This window comes from Mycobacterium sp. 852002-51057_SCH5723018 (assembly GCF_001667035.1).
In the GTDB taxonomy this organism is placed as follows: Bacteria; Actinomycetota; Actinomycetes; order Mycobacteriales; family Mycobacteriaceae; genus Mycobacterium.
In genome coordinates this window covers 12,420-31,494 of sequence record NZ_LZIR01000081.1, presented here as the reverse complement: position 1 = coordinate 31,494, position 19,075 = coordinate 12,420, and the positions used below count along the sequence as shown (strand labels likewise).

General features: G+C 67.3%; 19 protein-coding genes. 11 read left to right on the top strand and 8 right to left on the bottom strand.

The window, feature by feature from the left end:
• Positions 1-134: 134 nt before the first annotated feature.
• Positions 135-1,028, bottom strand: coding sequence for an alpha/beta hydrolase (locus tag A5764_RS17150; RefSeq protein WP_067114850.1), 894 nt, complete (start codon positions 1,026-1,028; stop codon positions 135-137).
• Positions 1,029-1,138: 110 nt separating this feature from the next.
• Between A5764_RS17150 and A5764_RS17145 the strand changes: the two genes are divergently transcribed.
• Together A5764_RS17145 and A5764_RS17140 are read left to right on the top strand one after the other, a co-directional pair.
• Positions 1,139-2,227, top strand: a complete 1,089-nt coding sequence (locus A5764_RS17145) for a diacylglycerol kinase (protein ID WP_067114706.1) — start codon at positions 1,139-1,141, stop codon at positions 2,225-2,227.
• A gap of 18 nt (positions 2,228-2,245) precedes the next feature.
• The gene (locus A5764_RS17140) at positions 2,246-2,986 is read left to right on the top strand and encodes a glucose 1-dehydrogenase (protein ID WP_067114705.1); all 741 of its coding nucleotides are present in this window, start codon (positions 2,246-2,248) and stop codon (positions 2,984-2,986) included.
• A 17-nt stretch (positions 2,987-3,003) separates the two neighbouring features.
• On the opposite strand, the gene A5764_RS17135 is transcribed toward A5764_RS17140, so the two are convergent.
• Complete coding sequence (locus A5764_RS17135) at positions 3,004-3,657, bottom strand: nitroreductase (RefSeq protein ID WP_067114704.1); 654 nt, start codon at positions 3,655-3,657, stop codon at positions 3,004-3,006.
• Positions 3,658-3,734: 77 nt separating this feature from the next.
• Between A5764_RS17135 and A5764_RS17130 the strand changes: the two genes are divergently transcribed.
• Positions 3,735-5,084 (top strand): FAD-binding oxidoreductase, encoded by a 1,350-nt coding sequence (locus A5764_RS17130; protein ID WP_067114703.1) that lies wholly within the window; start codon positions 3,735-3,737, stop codon positions 5,082-5,084.
• 91 nt (positions 5,085-5,175) lie between these two features.
• Here A5764_RS17130 and A5764_RS17125 read toward each other — a convergent pair whose 3' ends face one another.
• The 4 genes from A5764_RS17125 to A5764_RS17110 are packed head-to-tail and all read right to left on the bottom strand — an operon-like array spanning position 5,176 to position 7,976.
• Positions 5,176-5,718: a TetR/AcrR family transcriptional regulator gene (locus A5764_RS17125; RefSeq protein ID WP_067114702.1), complete on the bottom strand. Its 543-nt coding sequence runs from the start codon at positions 5,716-5,718 to the stop codon at positions 5,176-5,178.
• 59 nt (positions 5,719-5,777) lie between these two features.
• Positions 5,778-6,587 (bottom strand): thioesterase family protein, encoded by an 810-nt coding sequence (locus A5764_RS17120; RefSeq protein WP_067114701.1) that lies wholly within the window; start codon positions 6,585-6,587, stop codon positions 5,778-5,780.
• Between the two features lie 21 nt (positions 6,588-6,608).
• Entirely contained in the window at positions 6,609-7,436 is an 828-nt protein-coding gene (locus A5764_RS17115) for an SMP-30/gluconolactonase/LRE family protein (RefSeq protein ID WP_067114700.1), read from the bottom strand.
• 48 nt (positions 7,437-7,484) lie between these two features.
• Positions 7,485-7,976 (bottom strand): SRPBCC family protein, encoded by a 492-nt coding sequence (locus A5764_RS17110; protein ID WP_067114699.1) that lies wholly within the window; start codon positions 7,974-7,976, stop codon positions 7,485-7,487.
• Positions 7,977-8,071: 95 nt separating this feature from the next.
• On the opposite strand from A5764_RS17110, the gene A5764_RS17105 reads away from it, so the two are divergent.
• From A5764_RS17105 to A5764_RS17095, 3 genes are read left to right on the top strand one after another with little or no spacing between them, the layout of a single operon-like run.
• Complete coding sequence (locus A5764_RS17105; protein WP_067114698.1) at positions 8,072-8,953, top strand: acyl-CoA thioesterase II; 882 nt, start codon at positions 8,072-8,074, stop codon at positions 8,951-8,953.
• Positions 8,954-8,969: 16 nt separating this feature from the next.
• Positions 8,970-9,890, top strand: a complete 921-nt coding sequence (locus A5764_RS17100; RefSeq protein WP_067114697.1) for an LLM class F420-dependent oxidoreductase — start codon at positions 8,970-8,972, stop codon at positions 9,888-9,890.
• 18 nt (positions 9,891-9,908) lie between these two features.
• Positions 9,909-11,084 (top strand): acyl-CoA dehydrogenase family protein, encoded by a 1,176-nt coding sequence (locus tag A5764_RS17095; protein ID WP_067114696.1) that lies wholly within the window; start codon positions 9,909-9,911, stop codon positions 11,082-11,084.
• 31 nt (positions 11,085-11,115) lie between these two features.
• Here the strand turns inward: A5764_RS17095 and mdlC are convergent, their stop codons facing one another.
• Complete coding sequence (gene mdlC / locus A5764_RS17090; RefSeq protein ID WP_067114695.1) at positions 11,116-12,717, bottom strand: benzoylformate decarboxylase; 1,602 nt, start codon at positions 12,715-12,717, stop codon at positions 11,116-11,118.
• A gap of 311 nt (positions 12,718-13,028) precedes the next feature.
• Here mdlC and A5764_RS17085 point away from each other — a divergent pair, with 311 nt between their 5' ends.
• Positions 13,029-14,402: a helix-turn-helix transcriptional regulator gene (locus A5764_RS17085; protein ID WP_067114694.1), complete on the top strand. Its 1,374-nt coding sequence runs from the start codon at positions 13,029-13,031 to the stop codon at positions 14,400-14,402.
• Here A5764_RS17085 and A5764_RS17080 read toward each other — a convergent pair.
• Positions 14,386-15,060, bottom strand: coding sequence for a DUF427 domain-containing protein (locus tag A5764_RS17080; RefSeq protein WP_067114693.1), 675 nt, complete (start codon positions 15,058-15,060; stop codon positions 14,386-14,388). The two genes, A5764_RS17085 and A5764_RS17080, sit on opposite strands and share 17 nt — an antisense overlap.
• Before the next feature lie 197 nt (positions 15,061-15,257).
• Here A5764_RS17080 and A5764_RS17075 point away from each other — a divergent pair, with 197 nt between their 5' ends.
• From A5764_RS17075 to A5764_RS17060, 4 genes are all read left to right on the top strand, one after another.
• Entirely contained in the window at positions 15,258-16,436 is a 1,179-nt protein-coding gene (locus A5764_RS17075) for a CaiB/BaiF CoA-transferase family protein (RefSeq protein ID WP_067114848.1), read from the top strand.
• Between the two features lie 123 nt (positions 16,437-16,559).
• The gene (locus tag A5764_RS17070) at positions 16,560-17,138 is read left to right on the top strand and encodes a hypothetical protein (RefSeq protein WP_067114692.1); all 579 of its coding nucleotides are present in this window, start codon (positions 16,560-16,562) and stop codon (positions 17,136-17,138) included.
• Between the two features lie 3 nt (positions 17,139-17,141).
• The gene (locus A5764_RS17065; protein ID WP_067114691.1) at positions 17,142-17,846 is read left to right on the top strand and encodes an NIPSNAP family protein; all 705 of its coding nucleotides are present in this window, start codon (positions 17,142-17,144) and stop codon (positions 17,844-17,846) included.
• A gap of 17 nt (positions 17,847-17,863) precedes the next feature.
• A complete protein-coding gene (locus A5764_RS17060) occupies positions 17,864-19,075 on the top strand; it encodes a cytochrome P450 (protein WP_067114846.1) in 1,212 nt (403 codons plus the stop codon).

Genomic DNA, 19,075 nt, shown 5'->3' with positions numbered 1-19,075 from the left:
CCTCCTTCCCCACGAACCCCTGCCCTGCAAAAGCCGGACTTATCCGCAACCGTGGGTATTAGGTATTGACAGAGAGTAGATCCGTCCCGCCAGGAAGGCTGGGGTTTTAGGCAAGTTTGTCCGCCGTTAAGCGGTCAACCTTTGAGGTGCCTGTTCAGGAAGGCGAGCTGGTCGGCGACCACGCGCTCGAACGCGTCGCCGACATAGATGTCGAAGTGCCCCTCGGGGTACATTCTGACTTCGCCCCGCGGAGCCTTGGCCGCATAGCGCAGGGTGGGGACCGCGGGAGCCACCGAGTCGGATTCGCAGATGCAGAACAGGATTGGGCAGGCGATCTTCGCGGTCAACCGGCCCGGGCGGTAGGTGACGATCCGCAACGCCAGCCGGGCGGCGACCTCGTTGGGCACCGTTTGGTCGTCGGGCACCAGCCGCAGATAGCCCGCATACGCATCGGGCGTGTTCATCAAGGCGACCTCGCCCGGGTTACCCGCCGCGGGCACCGTCACCGGAGCTCTGCCCAACCGCGCCGCGACCACATCGCGCGCCGCCAGCATACCGAGGCGCGCGAAGATCAACGGGCTGAGCGTGCGCGCCGAAGCGACGCCGTCGGTGAACGGGCACTGGGCCACCGCGGCCCTGATGCCCGGCACGCGGGCCGCCGTGGCGATCACATGCCCGCCGCCAAAGGAGGTGCCCCACACCCCGATTCGATCGCGATCGACGCCGTCCAGGGTGTGCGCATAAGCCACCGCCGCGGCCCAGTCCGCGAGCTGCATGCCGATGTCGAGCAGCTGCCGCGGTTCGCCTTCGCTATCCCCGAAGTTGCGATAGTCGAACACCAGGCAGGCATAGCCGGCGGCGCTGAAACGTTCGGCGTAGGCGTCCAGCCGCATGGTGCGCACCGCCCCGAGGCCGTGCGCCATCACGAGCAGCGGGGCCGGGCCGCCCGCGCCGTTTGACGGCCGGTACAGCCACGCGCTGACCCGGTCGCCGCCGGAGGTGAATCGGACGTCCTCGCGTTGTGCCATGAGCGTTTCCATTCTGCATCCCCGGGCGTGCGCCGGGCGCGGTAGGCGTCTCACAAATTGTGGACTACTGTCTAGAAAAGTTTCTGAGCGTTCGAGGGACGGAGACTCTCATGGCTATCCGCGTCGCCCACGTCGGTACCGGAAACGTCGGACGGCTGGCCCTCACGGAGCTCGTCACCAATCCGCAGTTCGAGCTGACCGGGCTGTGCGTGTCGTCGCCGCAGAAGGTGGGCAAGGACGCCGGGACGCTGTGCGGGGCCGGCTTAGATACCGGCATCGCCGCCGTCGACGACCTGGACGCCGTGCTGGCCACCGGGCCCGAGTGCGTCGTCTACTGCGCCATGGGCGACACCCGGCTACCGGAGGCGATGGCCGACGTCATGCGGATCCTTGCCGCCGGCTTCAACGTCGTCGGATCCTCGCCGGGGCTGCTGCAATACCCCTGGGGCGTCATGCCCGACAAGTACATCGCCCGAGTGGAAGGCGCCGCCCAACAAGGCAATTCGAGCATCTTCATCAACGGTGTCGACCCCGGATTCATCAACGACCTCCTTCCGTTCGCGCTCGCCGGGACCTGCCAGCGCATCGAGCAGGTGCGCTGCATGGAGATCGCCGACTATGGGAGCTATGACGGCCCAGAGGTCATGCACTACATGGGATTCGGCCGGCCGCTGGACGATGTGCCGATGCTGCTGCAGCCCGGGGTGCTCAGCATCGCCTGGGGAGCGGCGATCCGCCAGCTGGCGGCGGGCCTGGGCATCGAGATCGACGAGATCAGCGACTCATATCAGCGCGAGCCCGCGCCCGAGGACTTCGACATCGCGGTCGGACGCGTGGCCAAGGGGACCGCGGCCGCGCTGCAGTTCGAGATCCGCGGCATGGTCGACGGCCGCCCCGCCATCGTGATCGAGCACATCACCCGGCTGCGGCCCGATCTGCGGCCCGACTGGCCGCAGCCGGCGGCCGGCGGCGGCTCGTACCGCATCGAGATCGTCGGGGAACCGTCCTACGCCGTGGACATCGTTCCCAGCAGCCGCAAGGGCGACCACAATCACGCCGCGATCGTCGGCGCCGCGGGCCGCATCGTCAACGCCATCCCCGCGGTGATCGCCGCGCCGCCCGGGATCCGGACCACGCTCGACCTGCCGCTGGTCACCGGCAAGGGCCTTTACGCGCCAAACGACCTGGTAGTCACCTAAACGAAAGGAGGCCCTTCGGTGGGACGGGTAGACGGCAAAGTTGCACTCATCAGTGGCGGTGCCCGGGGGATGGGCGCCTCACACGCGCGGTTGCTCGTCGAGGAGGGCGCCAAGGTGGTGATCGGCGACATCCTCGACGACGAAGGCAAAGCGCTGGCGGACGAAATCGGAGACGCGGTGCGCTACGTCCACCTCGACGTCACGCAGCCCGACCAGTGGGACGCCGCCGTCGCGACGGCGACAGCCGAATTCGGAAAGCTTGACGTGCTGGTCAACAACGCCGGAATCGTGGCACTCGGGCAGCTGAAGAATTTCGATCTGGCCAAGTGGCAGAAGGTGATTGACGTCAACCTGACCGGCACGTTCCTCGGGATGCGGGTGGCCGTCGAGCCGATGATCGCGGCCGGGGGCGGCTCGATCATCAACGTCTCGTCCATCGAGGGGCTGCGCGGCGCGCCGGCCGTCCACCCGTACGTCGCGTCGAAGTGGGCGGTGCGCGGCCTGGCCAAGTCCGCCGCGCTGGAGTTGGCGCCGTTGAACATCCGGGTGAACTCCGTCCACCCTGGCTTCATCCGCACCCCGATGACCGCCAAGCTGCCCGAAGACATGGTCAAGGTCCCGATGGGCCGCCCGGGCGAGGCGCGGGAAGTGTCGACGTTCGTGCTGTTCCTGGCCAGCGACGAGTCGTCGTACGCGACGGGAAGCGAGTTCGTCATGGACGGCGGCCTGGTCACCGACGTGCCGCACAAGGAGTTCTAAAGAGCCATCCGAAAGCCTTAGTCGTCCAAGAACACCGCGTTCTGTTCGATCGGCTGTCGCCCGACGCGGATGTGGTTCGCACGGAAGTCCGGGTCGGCATACCCGACCGCCAGGCCGCACAGAATCGTGAACTCCGCCGGGACGCCCAGCTGCTCGCGGATGACGTCGGGATAGCCCATGATCGACGCCTGAACGCAGGTGCCCAGCCCGCGAGCGGTGAGCGCGAGCACCAAGGTCTGTAGAAACATCCCGACGCCGACGCTGTCCACCAACCCCAGCTCGTGATGCATGCACACGATGCCGGCCAACGGAGCGCGGAAGAACTCCCAGTTGCGCAGCACCGCAGTGCGCCGGGCCGCCAGATCGTCGCGTGCGATGCCCATCGAGCCGTAGACCACCGCGCCCGTTTCACTCCGATAGTGGGCGAACGCCGCCGGCAGCGGCGGGATCTTGGGCGGCCCGGAAAGGGCTGCCTCGAGCAGCGCTGCGACCAGCCGCTCCCGTGCCGCCCCGGAAGCGAAGAACACGTGCCACGGTTGAACGTTCGAGTTCGACGGCGCGCAAATCGCCAGTTCGAGCGCTTCGTCAACCAATTCCCGTGGCACAGGGCGATCGGGCAGAAACATCCTGATCGAATGGCGTTGCCTGATCACTTCCTCAAGGTCGTACATCGGCGCTCCTCGCGTCCGCACTGGATTGCAGCAATCCCCTTCGCTCGACACGCTTGAGCGGTGCTATAACCGCCAGCATGGCAGACAGCCTGGAGGACCTGAAAAGTATTGTCGGATCGAATCACGTGCTCACCGATCCCGACGTGCTGGCCGGTCGCAGTGTCGACCACACCGGGCGCTACCGCGGGCGGGCCAGCGCGCTGGTGCGGCCGGGATCCGCCGAGCAGGTCGCCGAGGTGCTGCGACTGTGCCGCGACGCCGGGGCGCACGTCACCGTGCAGGGCGGCCGCACCTCGCTGGTTGCCGGCACCGTCCCCGAACACGACGACGTGTTGCTGTCCACCGAACGCCTGTGCGCCCTCGGGGATGTCGACACCGTGGAGCGCCGCATCGAGGTCGGTTCCGGAGCTGCTCTGGCCGCGGTCCAAAAGGCCGTAGCCGCAGCGGGTTTGGTGTTCGGTGTGGACCTGGCCGCCCGCGACACCGCCACGGTCGGCGGCATGGCCTCGACCAACGCCGGCGGGCTGCGCACGGTTCGCTACGGCAACATGGGCGAGCAAGTCGTCGGCCTGGAGGTCGCGCTGCCCGACGGTTCGCTGCTGCGCCGGCACAGCATGGTGCGTCGCGACAACACCGGCTACGACCTGCCGGCGCTGTTCGTCGGCGCCGAAGGCACCCTCGGTGTCATCACGTCCCTGGACCTGCGCCTGCACCCGACGCCGTCGCACCGGGTGACGGCGGTCTGCGGGTTCGCCGACCTCGAGGCACTGGTCGACGCCGGGCGGGCGTTTCGTGACGTGGACGGGATCGCGGCGCTGGAGTTGATCGACGGCCGGGCCGCCGCGCTGACGGCCGAGCACCTCGGGCTGGGTGCGCCGGTGACGGCTGACTGGCTGCTGTTGGTCGAGCTTGCCGCCGACCACGACCAGACCGATCGGCTCGCCGACCTACTTGACGGTGTGCGGTTGTGCCGGGAGCCCGCGGTGGGCGTGGATGTGGCTGCGCAGCAACGATTGTGGCGCGTTCGCGAGTCCCTGGCCGAGGTGCTCGGCGTGTACGGGCCGCCGCTGAAGTTCGACGTGTCGCTGCCGCTGTCGGCGATCAGCGGGTTCGCCCGCGACGCCGTCGCGCTCATCCACGCGCGCGTCGCCGAGGCGGTGCCGGTGCTGTTCGGTCACATCGGCGAGGGCAACCTGCACCTCAACGTGCTGCGCTGCACGCCGGACGGCGAGCGGGCGGTGTACGGGCCGATGATGGACCTCATCGCTGCGTGCGGGGGCAACGTCAGTTCCGAGCACGGCGTCGGCAGCCGCAAGCGGCCCTATCTCGGGATGTCGCGAGAACCGGCCGACATCGCCGCGATGCGGGCGGTCAAGGCAGCCTTCGACCCGACCGGATATCTCAACGCGGCGGTCTTGTTCGACTGACCTTTGGCCGCGAGGGTGCGTAGTTGTACGCGCTATACGGCGTGTCGGCGTACAGACACGCACGCTCGCGGCGAGTTTCGCGGGGGATCGGCTAACCAGATGACGGCTTGATCCCGACGGCGTGGCGCAGCTGTTCCAGGAATTCGTCGGCGTCGTCGCTGCGAACGATGTAGTGCGAGATGGCGATCCGGATCACGGTCGCCGCTTTCACCGCGGCGTTGGGTCCGGAAAGATGCCGTTGCAGACCGTCGCGCATCTGCGGGATGACGCGAGAAAACTGGGCGATGGTGTGCTCGGGTTCCACGTCGACCATCCGCACGCCCGAGTACGAATGCTGGAACTCGACGATGAATCGCAGCACGGCGTCCAGCTTGTCGGCGCCCTTCAGCCCGGAGGTGGCCTTGACCAGGCCTGTTTCGAAGATCTGCCGCTCGTATTGTGAGAACGCCGACAGCAAGTCCTCTTTGGAGGCGAACCAGCGGTAGAGCGTGGGGCGCGACACCCCGGCCTGGGTAGCCACGTCCGACAGACTGAGCTTGGTCGTGCCGTTGCGGCCGAGCACCTCCGCGGTGGCGTCGAGGATGCGCTGGCGCGTCGAGGTGTCAGGCTCTATCGCGGGGGCCGGAACGCTCATATCTGAAACCTTACGAAGTATCGCCGAACTGTCACATTCTTTTCGCTTCCCGGCCAGGCTCAGGGGCGCCGGCGCACCAGCACGCACTGCTGGATCGCCCCGACCGCGCCGCGCTCGTCGAACAGAGTGCCGACCGTGGTGCCGACGCCGTCCGGCCCGTAGTTCGTCTCGGCGCGAATCCCGACCCACCGGCCCTCGGGGACGCGGAACACGTGCACCGCCAGGTCGGTGTTGAGGAAAGTCCACTTGGTGATGTCGATTTTGCTGCCGATCCCGTTGGCGCAGTCGGCCACCGCGAACAGTCGCTCGAACGGGGTCATCGTCTGGCCCTTGACGAGGTCGACGGTCGGCGTGATCCACGATTCCCCCGGGCCCTCGTTCAGGGGCGGGGTCAACCATCGCCAGTCCAGGCTGTGCACGTAGTTGCGATCCCAATCCTTGGCCAGGTCGCGGCTTCGGGCCTCGGCCAGCGGCCCGGGTGGCGGCGCCCCCGCGTGGGCCAGCGACTCGGTGTCGAGCCGCTGCAGGCGCCACCCGCTGGCCCGGGCGACGGGCCGCGGCCGGCGATCGGGACCCAGCCCCTGCATTTCGGCGGTCACCAGCTCGATCTGTTTGCCGCTGCGTTTCAGCCGCGGGCGGACCCACACACCGCCGTCGGCGGGCACCGGCCCCAGCAGGTCGACGACGACCCGGCTGAGGCGCGTGTCGTCGCGCTGTTCGCACCGCTCCAGCGCGCGAACCAACAACGCCGACACGGGCGCGGCGTGCTGTATCGCCGCCGACCAGGTGCTGCGCACCAGGTCGGTGGCATTGAACTTCTCGCCCAGCGGATCGGCGTCATCGATCAGCTCGTAATAGGAATCCGTCACTCGTCCGCCTCTCCGCGGGGTCTAGGGCAGGCCGGCGCCGGGCGTGGTCACGGTCACGGCGTCCAGCCGCGACAGCCGGGTGCCCACCAGGCGCTGGGGATAGGCGTCCGTGCTGGACAGCAGAAACAGCGTGCGGCGCTGCGGGCCGCCAAGGGCGCACGCGATGGCCACCCGCTCGCCCATGTCGATGCGGTCGGTGACGGCGCCGCCTTCGGTGATCCGCTCGAACTGGTGGGCCAGCGTCATCGAGGCCCACACCGCGCCCTCCGCGTCGAGGGCGATGCCGTCGGGCGGCCCGTCGAGGCCCTCGGCGAAGACGCGGCGGTCGGTGAGCCCGCCGTCATCGCCGATGGTGAAGGCGCTGAGCCGCCGGCCGGTGGATTCGGCCACAATCAACGTCTTTCGGTCGGGTGTGATCACCATGCCGTTGGGGAAGTCGAGGTCGCCCGCGACAATAGTGGCCCTGGTCGCGCCGTCGTCCGGGTCGAGCCTGATGATGACGCCACCCGAGAACGCCTGGCATCCGATGTAGGCGCGCCCCGCGTCGTCGACGACCATGTCGCCCAGGTTGGCCGGGGCGACCTCGGCGAGATCGGCGACGGTGGCGACGGCTTCGCCGTCGTAGCGCAACACCTGCCGGTCTTCGGTCGAGGCGATCAGCAGCGAGCCGTCGGGACGAAAACCCAGGCCCGACGGGGAGTGGCCGGGCAGCGGCACTGTGGTCACCGAGCCGCGCATGTCCGCGGTGTGCACGGCCTCGCCCAGCATGTCGGAGAACCACAGCAGGCCCTCGAACCAGCGCGGGCCCTCGCCGAAGCAGAATCCGTTGGCCAGGGGCTCGGGAATCATCCGCTCACGCCTGACAAACCCTCCGCATTACAAAACATCGCAAAAGTGTCACGCACCGCCGGTACCGGTGTCAATCTCGCCCAGTTCGCGCGCGACGGCCGCGTGGTATGCGTCGATCCTGGCGGGGTTGGCCTGCTGAAAAAGCTGGTCCGGCAGCGGAGCGTTTTTGGACGCCTCGATCGTCATGGTCCGGGAGAACAGCGTGATGTCGTGGCCGGGGTTGGTGAACCGGTACGACACGGTGATCCGGCCCTCGAGGCCGCCGTTCCCGTCGCGGTCGTGGCCTAGGCGGCCGACGGAATTGAAGACGAATAGCGTCGGCCGGTCGGCGATCGCCAGCTGCCAGCCAAAGATCCGGTCGCCGTCCGGGCCGGCTTCCTCCCAGGTGTCGCCGACCTTGAGCGGGAGCTGTGGCAGCTTGCCGATGTGCGCGCTGCCGGGATAGGTCTTGGTCCAGTTAGCCGGATTGGTGACGAAGTCGTACACGGCCTCGGCGGACTGGGTGAAGGCGGTCTCCGAGGTGCTGGTCACGATGCCCAATTGCGTTGCCTCCCTGTGTCTGTTAGCCAAGCTTTACAAATCCTACTCAAAGTGTCACGCTGAGCCGTGAGCTGCTAGCGAGAGGTGGAGCGGACTTGACCACAGAATCTGAGCAGACCGAGTGGACGGTGCATGGTCTGCTGGATCTGTTCGACGTGCAGGCCGACGGGCAAGACCGGTTCACCGGCGACACCGGCATCGCAGCTGGTGACGACCGGCAGGTTGTGGAAGGCACCCAGGTGCTCGCGCAGGCGATTGTCGCGGTGGCCAAACGTTTCCCGGACAAGTCGGTGCGCTCGGCACACGCGGTGTTCTCTCGTGCGATCGTCGTCGGGCCGCCGATCGAGCTTGTCCTGGACGTCGTGGCCGAGGGCCGGTCCACCGCTACCGCGGTCGTCGCGGTGCATCAGAACGGTCGCCGCTGCCTGAGCATCACGGCGCTGGCCGACGTCCCGACCGGCGACGTCATCCGCCACCACCTGCCGCGGCCCGAGGTCGCGCCGCCGGCGGATGCCAACGTTTCCGAGATGCCGATGATCGGGCGGGAGCTGCGGCTGGTCGACGTCGTCGACGTCAACAGCCCCGACGAGGTCGGGCCGCCGGAGCTGTACGCGTGGCTGCGCTACGACCCCATCCCGTCGCGTGACGACTTGGCCAAGGCGCTGGTCGCGTACTTCACCGGCCATCTGGGGATCTCCACCACCATGCGCGCGCACCCCGGGATCGGCACCAGCCAGGCGCACCTCACCGTGTCGACCGCCCCGATGAGCATTTCCGTTGCGTTCCACGAGCCGGTGCACTGGGACGGCTGGCTGCTCTACACGCATGAGAGCACCCAGGTGGGCGCGGGGATGTCGTACGTCCGCGGCACCGTGCACAGCGAGGAGGGCGAGCTGCTGGCCTCCTTCGCCCAAGAGGCGTTGATCCGCCCGCTGCGCACCACCGACACCTCGATCGACGCCCGCTCGCGGTTCTGATCCACAGGACGCGGTCATGCGCTTCACCATCACCCACCCCATGCACAGCCATCCGTACAACCCGGAACTGGCGGCGGGGGAGGGCATTGCGACCGTGGCGGCGGCGGCCGAGGCGGCCGGCTTTCACGGCTTCGGCTTCACCGACCACCCCGCACCCTCGCAGCGCTGGCTGGAAGCCGGCGGGCATGACGCCCTGGATCCCTTTGTGGCGCTGGGCTTCGCGGCGGCCAGGACGACGGCGCTGCGGCTGATCCCCAACATCGTGGTGCTGCCGTATCGAAACCCGTTCGTGGTGGCCAAGTCCGGCGCGACGCTGGACCTGCTCTCGGGCGGCCGATTCACGCTGGCGGTCGGGGTGGGTTACCTGAAGCGCGAGTTCGCGGCGCTGGGCGTCAACTACGACGAGCGCGCCGAGCTCTTCGAGGAAGCGCTGCAGGTGATCCGCGCCATCTGGACCGATGACGACATCTCGTTCGAGGGAAGGCATTTCAGTGCGCGCGGGATCACCGCGCACCCGCGCCCGATCAGCCGGCCGCACCCGCCGATCTGGATCGGCGGCAACACGGCGGCCGCCCGCCAGCGGGTGGCGCTGTACGGCGATGGCTGGTGTCCGTTTCCCGCCCCGCCCCAACTCGCGCAGACGGCCGGCACCGCCGTCATCGACTCGGTGCAGCGTCTCAGCGACGGGATCGAGGATCTGCGACGCCGATGCGATGCGGCGGGCCGGGATTGGTCGGCGATCGACGTCACGTTCGCCAACTTCGACGGCGGCAGCCCAGCGGACGACTCCTTCGACCCCGACGCCTACCTCGACGGCCTGGAGAAGCTGGCGAAGCTGGGGGTGACGTGGGTGAGCGTCGGACTGCCGGGCGACAGCATCGCGCACACGCTCGAAACCCTCGAGCGTTTCGGTGACCTCGTGGTCGACGCGGCCTAGATGGATTAAAGACGCCGCATGGACTTTTCCCGCGTAGCACTCTCGCCCAAGGATCGGGAATTCTTCGATCAATTCCGGGAGTTCATCACCGAACACGTCACCGACGAGGTGCGCCGGCGTGATCGTGAGACCGGTGAAAACTTCAGTGAGCAACTGCATTTGGCGTTGGGCGAAGCGGGCTATCTGACTTCGGATTTCGAGCTGGAGTCCGAAGGCGGATTCGATGCGGTGCGCCGCCGGATCTTCCACCTCGAGATCGGACGTGCCCATGCCCCATGGTTCCACTGGGGCACCACGGCAGTCGTCGCCCGATTAGTGAAGCAGTTCGGCGCGCCAGAGCTCGTCGACGCGGTGTTGCCGGGCGTGCTGTCCGGTGAGATCCGGCTGTGCCTGGGCTACACCGAGCCCGAGGGCGGCTCCGACGTCGCGACCTGCAAGACCCGAGCCGTGCGTGACGGCGACGGATGGATCATCAACGGCTCCAAGATGTTCACCTCCAACGCGCAGAACGCCAAGTATGTCTTCCTGCTCACCAACACTGACCCGCAGGGACGAAAACACAAGAACCTGACCATGTTTCTGGTACCGCTGGATTCGGAGGGCATCGAGATCCAGGGCATTCGGACACTCGACGGCGACCGCACCAACATCGTCTATTACAGCGATGTACGCGTCGATGACCGATACCGGATCGGTGAGGTGAACGGCGGCTGGACGGTGATGCGGTTCGCGCTCGACGCGGAGCACGGTGTCACCGACCCTGCAGAGCATGGCCTGCAGAACATTTCGATGATGTCGGAGCACGGACACCTGATGGCCGAGGCGGCCGACGGGGTCGCTGCGATCCTCTCCACCCCGGATGCCGACGGGCGGCGCCCGATCGACGACGAGGCGACGAAATACCGGCTCGGGCGCAGCATGGCCCGCATTGAAGCGGCGGTCTCCACCCCCGGCATGTACGGTCGCGTGGCGCTTATTCAGACAATGCGTGACGTGTCACCGGAATTGATGGACATGTTGGGTGCGGCGTCGGCATTGCCCACCGATACTCCGGGTTCGGCCGACGACGGCGCCATCGAGTTCATCTTCCGCCACGGTGTGCCCGCGGGGATCTACGGCGGCACCATGGAGGTCTTCCGCAACATGATCGCCCAGCACGAGCTGAAGCTGGGACGTCCTAGCTACGGTGGTTGAACGGCTGTCATCTGGCAATCGCTACGGTGAATCAGCCGGCGACCGGCGTCGTGCGCGCATTGATCAGGGTGGGTCGCCGTCGATCGGCGATGCCGCTTTTCACTAACTCGATGACCTCGTCCGTGGTGTGCGCTTCGTGGGCATCCACGCCGTAGCTAGCCGCTGTTGCCACAACGTCGAGCCCCGGTACGTCGAGCCCGGGTACGCCCGGCGTCTTCTCCCACACGCCGAACTCTTTGACAACACCGTATTCGGCGTTAGAGGCGACCACGATGGTGACCGGAAGCTGGTATTGCGCGGCTGTCCACAACGCGGTGATCGCGTACTGCATCGACCCATCACCGATTAACGCCACAACGGGACGATCCGGGGCTGCCAACTGAGCGCCAATGGATGCGGGTAGCCCAAAGCCGAGCCCACCGCCCGAAGCCGATAGATGCGAGAATTGGTGACCCGGTCGAATGCTGTTCGTGATGGCGACCTCATTGCTGCCCGCTTCGCTGACCCATAGCGTTTCCGGCGGTGCGGCTCGCCCAACCGCCGTCCACAATGCTTCCGGCTTGAAGGGCACCTGCTCGTGTTGGAGATCGGGGACCGGAGCTCGCGGCGCAGGGCTGGACCGCTGGGCCGGTGTTGCCGCCGCGAGTAACGCACGGGCTGCGCTGGCCAGGTCGGCGACGATCGCATCTCCGACGGGGGCGCGGGCGGCTTCGTCGGGATCGTTTGTGATGTGAATCAGACTTGCGCCTTCGGGGAGATAAGGTCCGGGCACGTGCGGGTAGTACCGGAAGACCGGGGCTCCGATGACCAACAGCAGATCATGTCCGGTCAGCATCCGGGAGATCCAGCCTGCACCGGGCGGCAAGATGCCTTGATACAGCGGGTGATTCTCGGGAAATCCACTCCACCCGGTCAACGGTGCAGTCCACACGACTGACTGGGTCCGTTCGGCCAGTCCGATCACCGCGTCCCACGCGCCATACCGTTCGACGTCGCCGCCGACTATCAAAGCCGGCGACTTCGCGGACTCCAATCGCCCGCTGATCTGCTGAGCGAGCTCTGCGGGGAAGCCCGTCGCGTGGATCACTGAGCGGTTGCGGATGGCGGCGATATCGATGGTCTGTGCGTCGTCGAGTTCGAGGGGCATGTCATCCATTGGTAGCGAGACGAACACCGGACCCATCGGCGGCGTGGTCGCCAGATGGATGGCACGGGCCAGCACCGCGGGAGCCTCACTTGCGACAGCGGGTTCGGCTGCCCACTTCACGAAAGGTCTGGGCACAATGGTGGGTTCGGCGTTGGTAAGTAGGCAGTACTGGTTCTGCATTGTTCGCCGCTGGTTTCCAGCCGTCACGATCAATGGGGTCTTGTTGACGAATGCGTTGTATAGCTGTCCTTGAGCGTTGCCCATTCCAGGGGCGGTATGCAGATTCACCAGAGCGGGTCTACCGGTGACCTGTGCATACGCGTCAGCCATCCCCACCGGCACCATCTCCTGCAGCCCCAACAGATAGCGAAAATCATCTGGAAAGTCTTGCAAGAGAGCCAATTCCGACGAACCGGGATTGCCGAAGAAGGTGGTCAGATTGTGTGCGCGGAGCAAGTCGAGGATTGCGTTGCGGACAGTGGTCATGCTGCCTCCAGATGTCTTGCGCCCCCCGGCGAACGGCGCCCGCCTTGCCCACCTAGATCATGAATGCAACGCCTGGACTCAGAATCCTCAAGACCTGGTAGTCCGCTGGCAATCAACAGCCGAGTCTGATCTGACGGTCGGCGATACACTTTCGGCATGATTTACGCCCGGGTCCGGGGCGGGCGCGAAGCCGCGCGCTGATGGATCCCGCGGAGCACGCACCATTGGTCGGGCGAGGCCGTGCCTTACCTTCAGTTCTGCGCGGCGAGATGATGTTCACATCCAAGTGCGGTAGCGACGCTGCCGCAGCATTGCTGGAGCTGGCCGACGGGTACGCGGCGAGTGCTGCCCCACTGGCGCGCGAGCTGTATCTCGAGGCATTGTCGGCTGTCCTATTCGCCGGCCGCCTCTCCGGCGGCAACGGCATAGCCGACGTGGCCATGGCCGCCAAGGCCGCACCTGGGGCGCAGGAGCCTCCACGCCCATCCGACCGCTTGCTGGATGGACTGACGACCTTGATCATCGAAGGTCCGCGCGCCGGGGTGGGGCCCGTTCGACAGGCGGTAGACGGTTTCTGCCGCGCGGATGAGTCGGGTCCTGACGACGGAACGCGATGGCTGTGGCTTGCGTGCCACGCTGCCATCATCGCTTGGGATCATCGGGCCTGGCAGCTGCTGCCCGCTCGGCAAGTCACGCTAGCTCGGGTGGCCGAGGATCGACGTGTGCTGCCCGTAGCGCTCCACTCGCTGGCGGCGGCGCTGACGTGGAGTGGTGACTTCGAAGCGTCTCGGGAACTGATCACGGAGGCCAACTCGATTACGACCGCGACGGCAACGACGGTATTTCCCTACGCCGCGCTTCCGCTCGCCGCGTGGCGAGGTGACCAGCGGCAGACGGAGCGACTGATTCAGGCAGGCACGCACTACGCGGTTGCCCGGGGCGAGGGAATGGGTTTGGCGTCAATCGGGTTGGCGACCGCACTTCTGTGCAACGGACTCGGACACTACGACCGTGCCCTCGTCGCGGCCCGGAAAGGTATCGAGCACCCGCAAGAGTTGTGGACGAACTTTTTCCTGCCCGAGCTGATTGAAGCGGCAACACGTTGTGGGCAGCTCGGCGAGGCCGCCGACGCCCTCGAGCTGCTGGCGGAGAGCGCTCTTCCTGCTGGGACCGATTGGGCTCTGGGAATTTACGGGTACTCGCGGGCACTAGTCACCAGTGGCAGGTCCGCTGAACTGCTCTATCACGAGGCGATCGAGCGCTTGGACTGCACCAATTTGCGCCCAGCCATCGCCCGGGCGCGGCTCGTCTACGGAGAATGGCTGCGCCGCGAACGACGGCCACGTGACGCCCGAGCTCAGCTGCGAGTCGCGTTTGAAACGTTTACCGATATCGGCATGGCGGCCTACGCCGAGCGAACTCGACTGGAGCTCGAGGCCACTGGTCAGCAAATGCCCGAAAAGCCCGGTTTATCAAGGGGGTCCGGCCTAACTCCGCGGGAGTCCCAGATCGCCACTATGGCCGCTGGCGGGGCCACCAACGCCGAGATCGGCGCGCAGCTGTTCATCAGCGCCAACACGGTCGCGTACCACTTACGCAAGGTATTCACCAAGCTCGACGTCACCGCACGCCGCCAACTCGCCGGTACGCTGAGAGAGCAATCGAGTCCTAGCTACGGCGGCTAGCGGGCAATTCTGCGATCACGTCCGCGCGAGCGGCGTCGAAACTCAGAAAACCTTTGATGGGAAGGCTTTCCGGCGGCGGATCCGGATAGCTCCAGGCGACGTCGTCGACGTCACCCGCGGACCAGTACGTCGCGAACCCCTTGTAGTTGCAATAGCTCTCAGTTTCCGAGCGGCGCAGCAGATCGGTGCGTACCAGCGCAGGATCGACGTAGAGGCGGGGCTCGAGCGCGGTCTCGAACAGGATCACCGTGTCGTGGGTGTCCACCAGCGTGGTGCCGGCGACCGCGACGCGCAGGTGTCGCTTCGTGGGGCGGCAGTCGACGCGGTGGTACGGGTTCGGCGGGTAGTAGACCAGCCTGCGGCCCTCTTCGAGCCACTCGTCCACCGCGTCCCAGGCCACGTGCACAAACCCCGGCGCCTCCGGCTCGGGTTCGACAGGCAGGTCGCCGACCTCGTCGATCGGGAAGACGTAGCTGAGCGGACGACCGCGGCGGTGCACCAACAGCGCCCGCTCGGTGTCGATCACCAACCGCCCGCCTTGCATGGCCTGCACGCGCCGCGGATGCGGCTCGACGTAGACCACATCGTCGGGCACCGGAGGCGAGAACCGCCCGGCCGGGTCGGAGCTGAGCGGACCACGTCCGGCGACCAGCGTCATGGTGACGAGCCTTGCAGCTGCGCCGCCGGTTATCCACTCGCTGCATTGAGCGTGCGGTGGCGGCGATGGGTGTGCAGTGGCGGCGGAGCGGGCCGGCGTGTCGTCGCCCTGGACACACAACGAACGCCCAGAGCGCACACTCAACGGCGCCCTGCCGACCATCCGCCGCTGTAGAACGGCTGGTTAGGGTGGCAACCATGGCCGGACCGGTAGAAGGCATCAAGGTCGTCGAGCTCGGGGTCTGGGTGGCCGGCCCGGCCGCCGCGGGCATCCTGGCCGACTGGGGCGCCGACGTCATCAAGATCGAGCCGCCCACCGGCGACCCAGGGCGCCTGTTCGGCCGGATGCTGGGCTGCGACCTGGGCGTCAACCCGCCGTTCGAAATGGACAATCGATCCAAGCGCAGTGTCGTCTTGGACCTCAGCACCGACGCCGGCCGCGACATTGCCTTCGAATTGCTCTGCGACGCAGACGTTTTCCTGACCAACGTGCGCGCGGGCGCGTTGCAGCGGCTCGGGCTGGACTTCGCGTCGGTGAATGCCCGCCACCCCCGCCTGGTCTACGGCCTGATCACCGGCTACGGCGAGACCGGGCCCGACGCCGACCGCGCCGCCTACGACGTGGCCGCCTTCTGGTCCCGCGCCGGCGTCGCCCACCTGCTAACCCGGCCCGGCGACACGCCCCCCTTTCAGCGCGGCGGCATGGGCGACCACTCGGCCGGCATGACCCTGGCGGCCGCCGTGTGCGCGGCACTGCTCGCCCGCGAGCGCACCGGCACGGGCCAGCTGGTGACCACCTCGCTGTATCGCCAGGGCGCCTACACCGTCAGCTTCGACCTCAACACCTACCTGCTGACCGGCCAGCCCATCGCGATCGGCCAGCGCGAATCGATGGGCAACCCGTGCATGAACAACTACGCCGCCGGCGATGGGCGGCGGTTCTGGATCGTCGGCCTCGAGGGCGACCGGCACTGGCCCCCGTTGTGTCGGGCGGTGGGCCGTCCCGAGTGGCTGACCGACCCCCGCTACAGCGATGCTCGCGCCCGCGCCACCAACGCGATGCCGCTCATCGCCGAGTTGGACGAGATCTTCGCGACCCGCCCGCTGGACGAGTGGGCGCAGATCTTCGCCGGCGAGCCGGACTTCTTCTGGTCGCCGGTCAACACGCTGGAGGACGTGGTGGCTGACGAGCAGTTCCACGCCGCCGGCGGAATCGTGTATGTGCCCGACGAAGCTGAAGCACGAGCCGGCGTCGCGATGGTGGCCACACCGGCGGACTTCCATGGCACGCCCTGGGCGCCGCGTTCAATCGCACCGCAACTGGGGCAGCACACCGACGAGGTGCTCGCCGAACTCGAGGCCCGCCGCGGCCCCTGACCGGTCCGCCGGAGCTTTACAAATTTCCGCGAAAGTGTCACGCTGTCCCGTGAGGACAAGCCCACTGACAAGCGCTGTAGATTACGCCACGCATCCCTGAATGCGGCGGTGAGGAACGGATCGATGGTCACTCCAACGTTCGACATTGGCCACAACAGCCGGGTTACCGCCGCGCGGGTGACCCGGGCAGGCGGTGAGTGTCTGCGATATCGGCTGGACGTCGTCGCGGCCAGCGCCGCCGACGTCGCGCAGTTCGCCGGGGGTTGGCTCTACGACCGGGTGATGGCCGGGTGGGAGGTGACCGCGCTGCTCATGCACGACTGCGATACCCGCCCCCTGCGCATCCTCGGGGTGCGAGCATTTGAGCCCGAGGCGCGGTTCGCGCTGACGGGATCGACCAGCCAGACGCTGGCGGTGAGCGCCGAGGCGTTCGACGCCGATCCCCGCGTGCGGGACAGGGTGCTCAAGTCCCTCGACGACCGCCTGACCGAAGTGGCCCTGTGGGGCGAGGGGTGGCCGCTGGGAGTCAATCGCACGATGACCGGCGCCCAGCACGTGCTCAGCGCGGCGGCTCGCAGATTCAAGCGCTACGCACTGGCGGCCGCCGGGATCCAAAGTGACTCAATCGATTCCACCGAGACGTTGCTGTGTGACGCGGCGCCCGGTTCGCCGGTGGATTCGGGGCTGGTCCGGCTCGACTAGCCCATGAAGAAGTACTACAGCCACACACTGCTCTACCTGCACGAGACCATCTCGCTGGGATCCGGCACAAGCGACCGCTTCACCGAGATCTTCACCGACACCTACCGGCCGATGATGGACGAGCTCGGCGCCAGGCTGTTCGCGATCTGGGAAACCGCCCCCTACAACGGGCACTGGCCGCAGGTGACGATCATCTGGGAGATCGACGGGTTCGCCGAGTACGCAAGGATCGGCGCCGCGCAGGCGCGCGGCGGCAGTCATCAGGCCGCGGCCGGCAAATGGTCGGCGTTTCTGGCCGACATCGGCGCCTCGGGGGAGGGCCGCATCATGTACCCCGGGCCCAGCAACAAGACACTGGCGCAGCTGACCGAGGCGAATTTCGCTGCGCCCGTGGTGATTCAGGAGATCATGCAGACGAAGCCAGGACGCCAAGACGACTACATCCGCGAGCTGGAGCGCCTCTACGTCCCGTGGTCGGAGCGCACGGGCAAGCGCTGGCTCGGTTCGTTCACCACGACTTTTCGCTATAACGAGGTCATCCACTACTGGGCGCTGGACGGCGGCTGGGAATGCTTCGCCAATCACTACCCGTCCTGGAAGGAGAGCCCACCGGCCGAGATCGTCACCTGGATGAGCGTGGCGCCCGCCCTGCGCGACGGCTGGGAGGACTCGATTCTGCAGGCCCTACCGCCGTCGCCACTGCAATGAGCACCCCGGCCGCACCGGTGGACTTCGCCTACGACCCGTTCGACGCGCAGGTGATGGCAAACCCATTGCCCTACTACCAAATTCTGCGCGACCACCATCCCGTGTACTACATGCCGCAGTGGGACACCTTCGCCGTGTCCCGATTCGACGACGTCTGGCGGGTGCTGGAGGTCAACGACGGCACCTTCGTCGCGTCGGAAGGGACGCTGCCCGCGGCGACGGTGCTGGCCGAGCACAACAGCGGGCCGGTCGACGACCCGCCGTTGCATCCGCTGCCGTTCCACGCGGTGTTCGACACCGACCTGTACAGCGAGATCCGCCGCGCACATTCCGCGCCGCTGCGGCCGAGGGCCGTCGTCGGGCTGGAGGCCAGGATCCGCGCGCTGGCCAACGAGCGGCTCGACCTGCTGTTGCCGCGCGGCTCGTTCGACCTGACCCAGGACTACGGCGGCATCGTGGTGGCCTCCGTCGTGTGCGAACTACTCGGCATCCCAATCGATCTCGCGCCGCAGGTGCTGGCTGCAGTCAATGCAGGCAGCCTCGCCGAGCCCGGCGTCGGTGTGGAGGTCGCCGAGGCGCGGCCCAACTACATGGAGTTCTTGGTGCCGTCGGTCCAGCGCCGCCGCGCGGGCTCGTCGGGGGAGGCGCTGCCGGTCGTTGACGGCCTGCTGGGCTACCGCCTGCCCGACGGCAGCGCGCTGGATGACGTCGAAGTGGCCACCCAGATGCTGTGCATCTTCATCGGCGGCACGGAAACGGTGCCCAAGATCGTCGCCCACGGGCTGTGGGAGCTCAGCCGGCGGCCCGACCAGCTGGCCGCGGTGCGCGCCGACCCGCAAAACAACGTGCCGCTCGCGCGCGAGGAGATGATTCGATACTGTGCGCCGGCGCAGTGGTTCGCCCGAACGGCGCGCAAGCCCTTCACCATTCACGGCGAGACGATCCGCCCCGGCCAGCGCGTCATCACGCTGCTCGCCTCAGCCAACCGCGACGAGCGCGAGTACCCCGAGCCCGACGAGTTCGTCTGGAACCGGCCCATCCGTCGCTCGCTGGCCTTCGGCCGGGGCCAGCATTTCTGCGTCGGCTATCACTTGGCCCGGCTGGAAGTCGCTGTGCTGCTGTCCGAATGGCTTCGTCGCGTGCCGGACTACGCGATCCAGGCCGAGGCCGCCACGCGGATGCCATCCAGCTTCCAATGGGGATGGAACAACATCCCGGTGGAGGTCTGA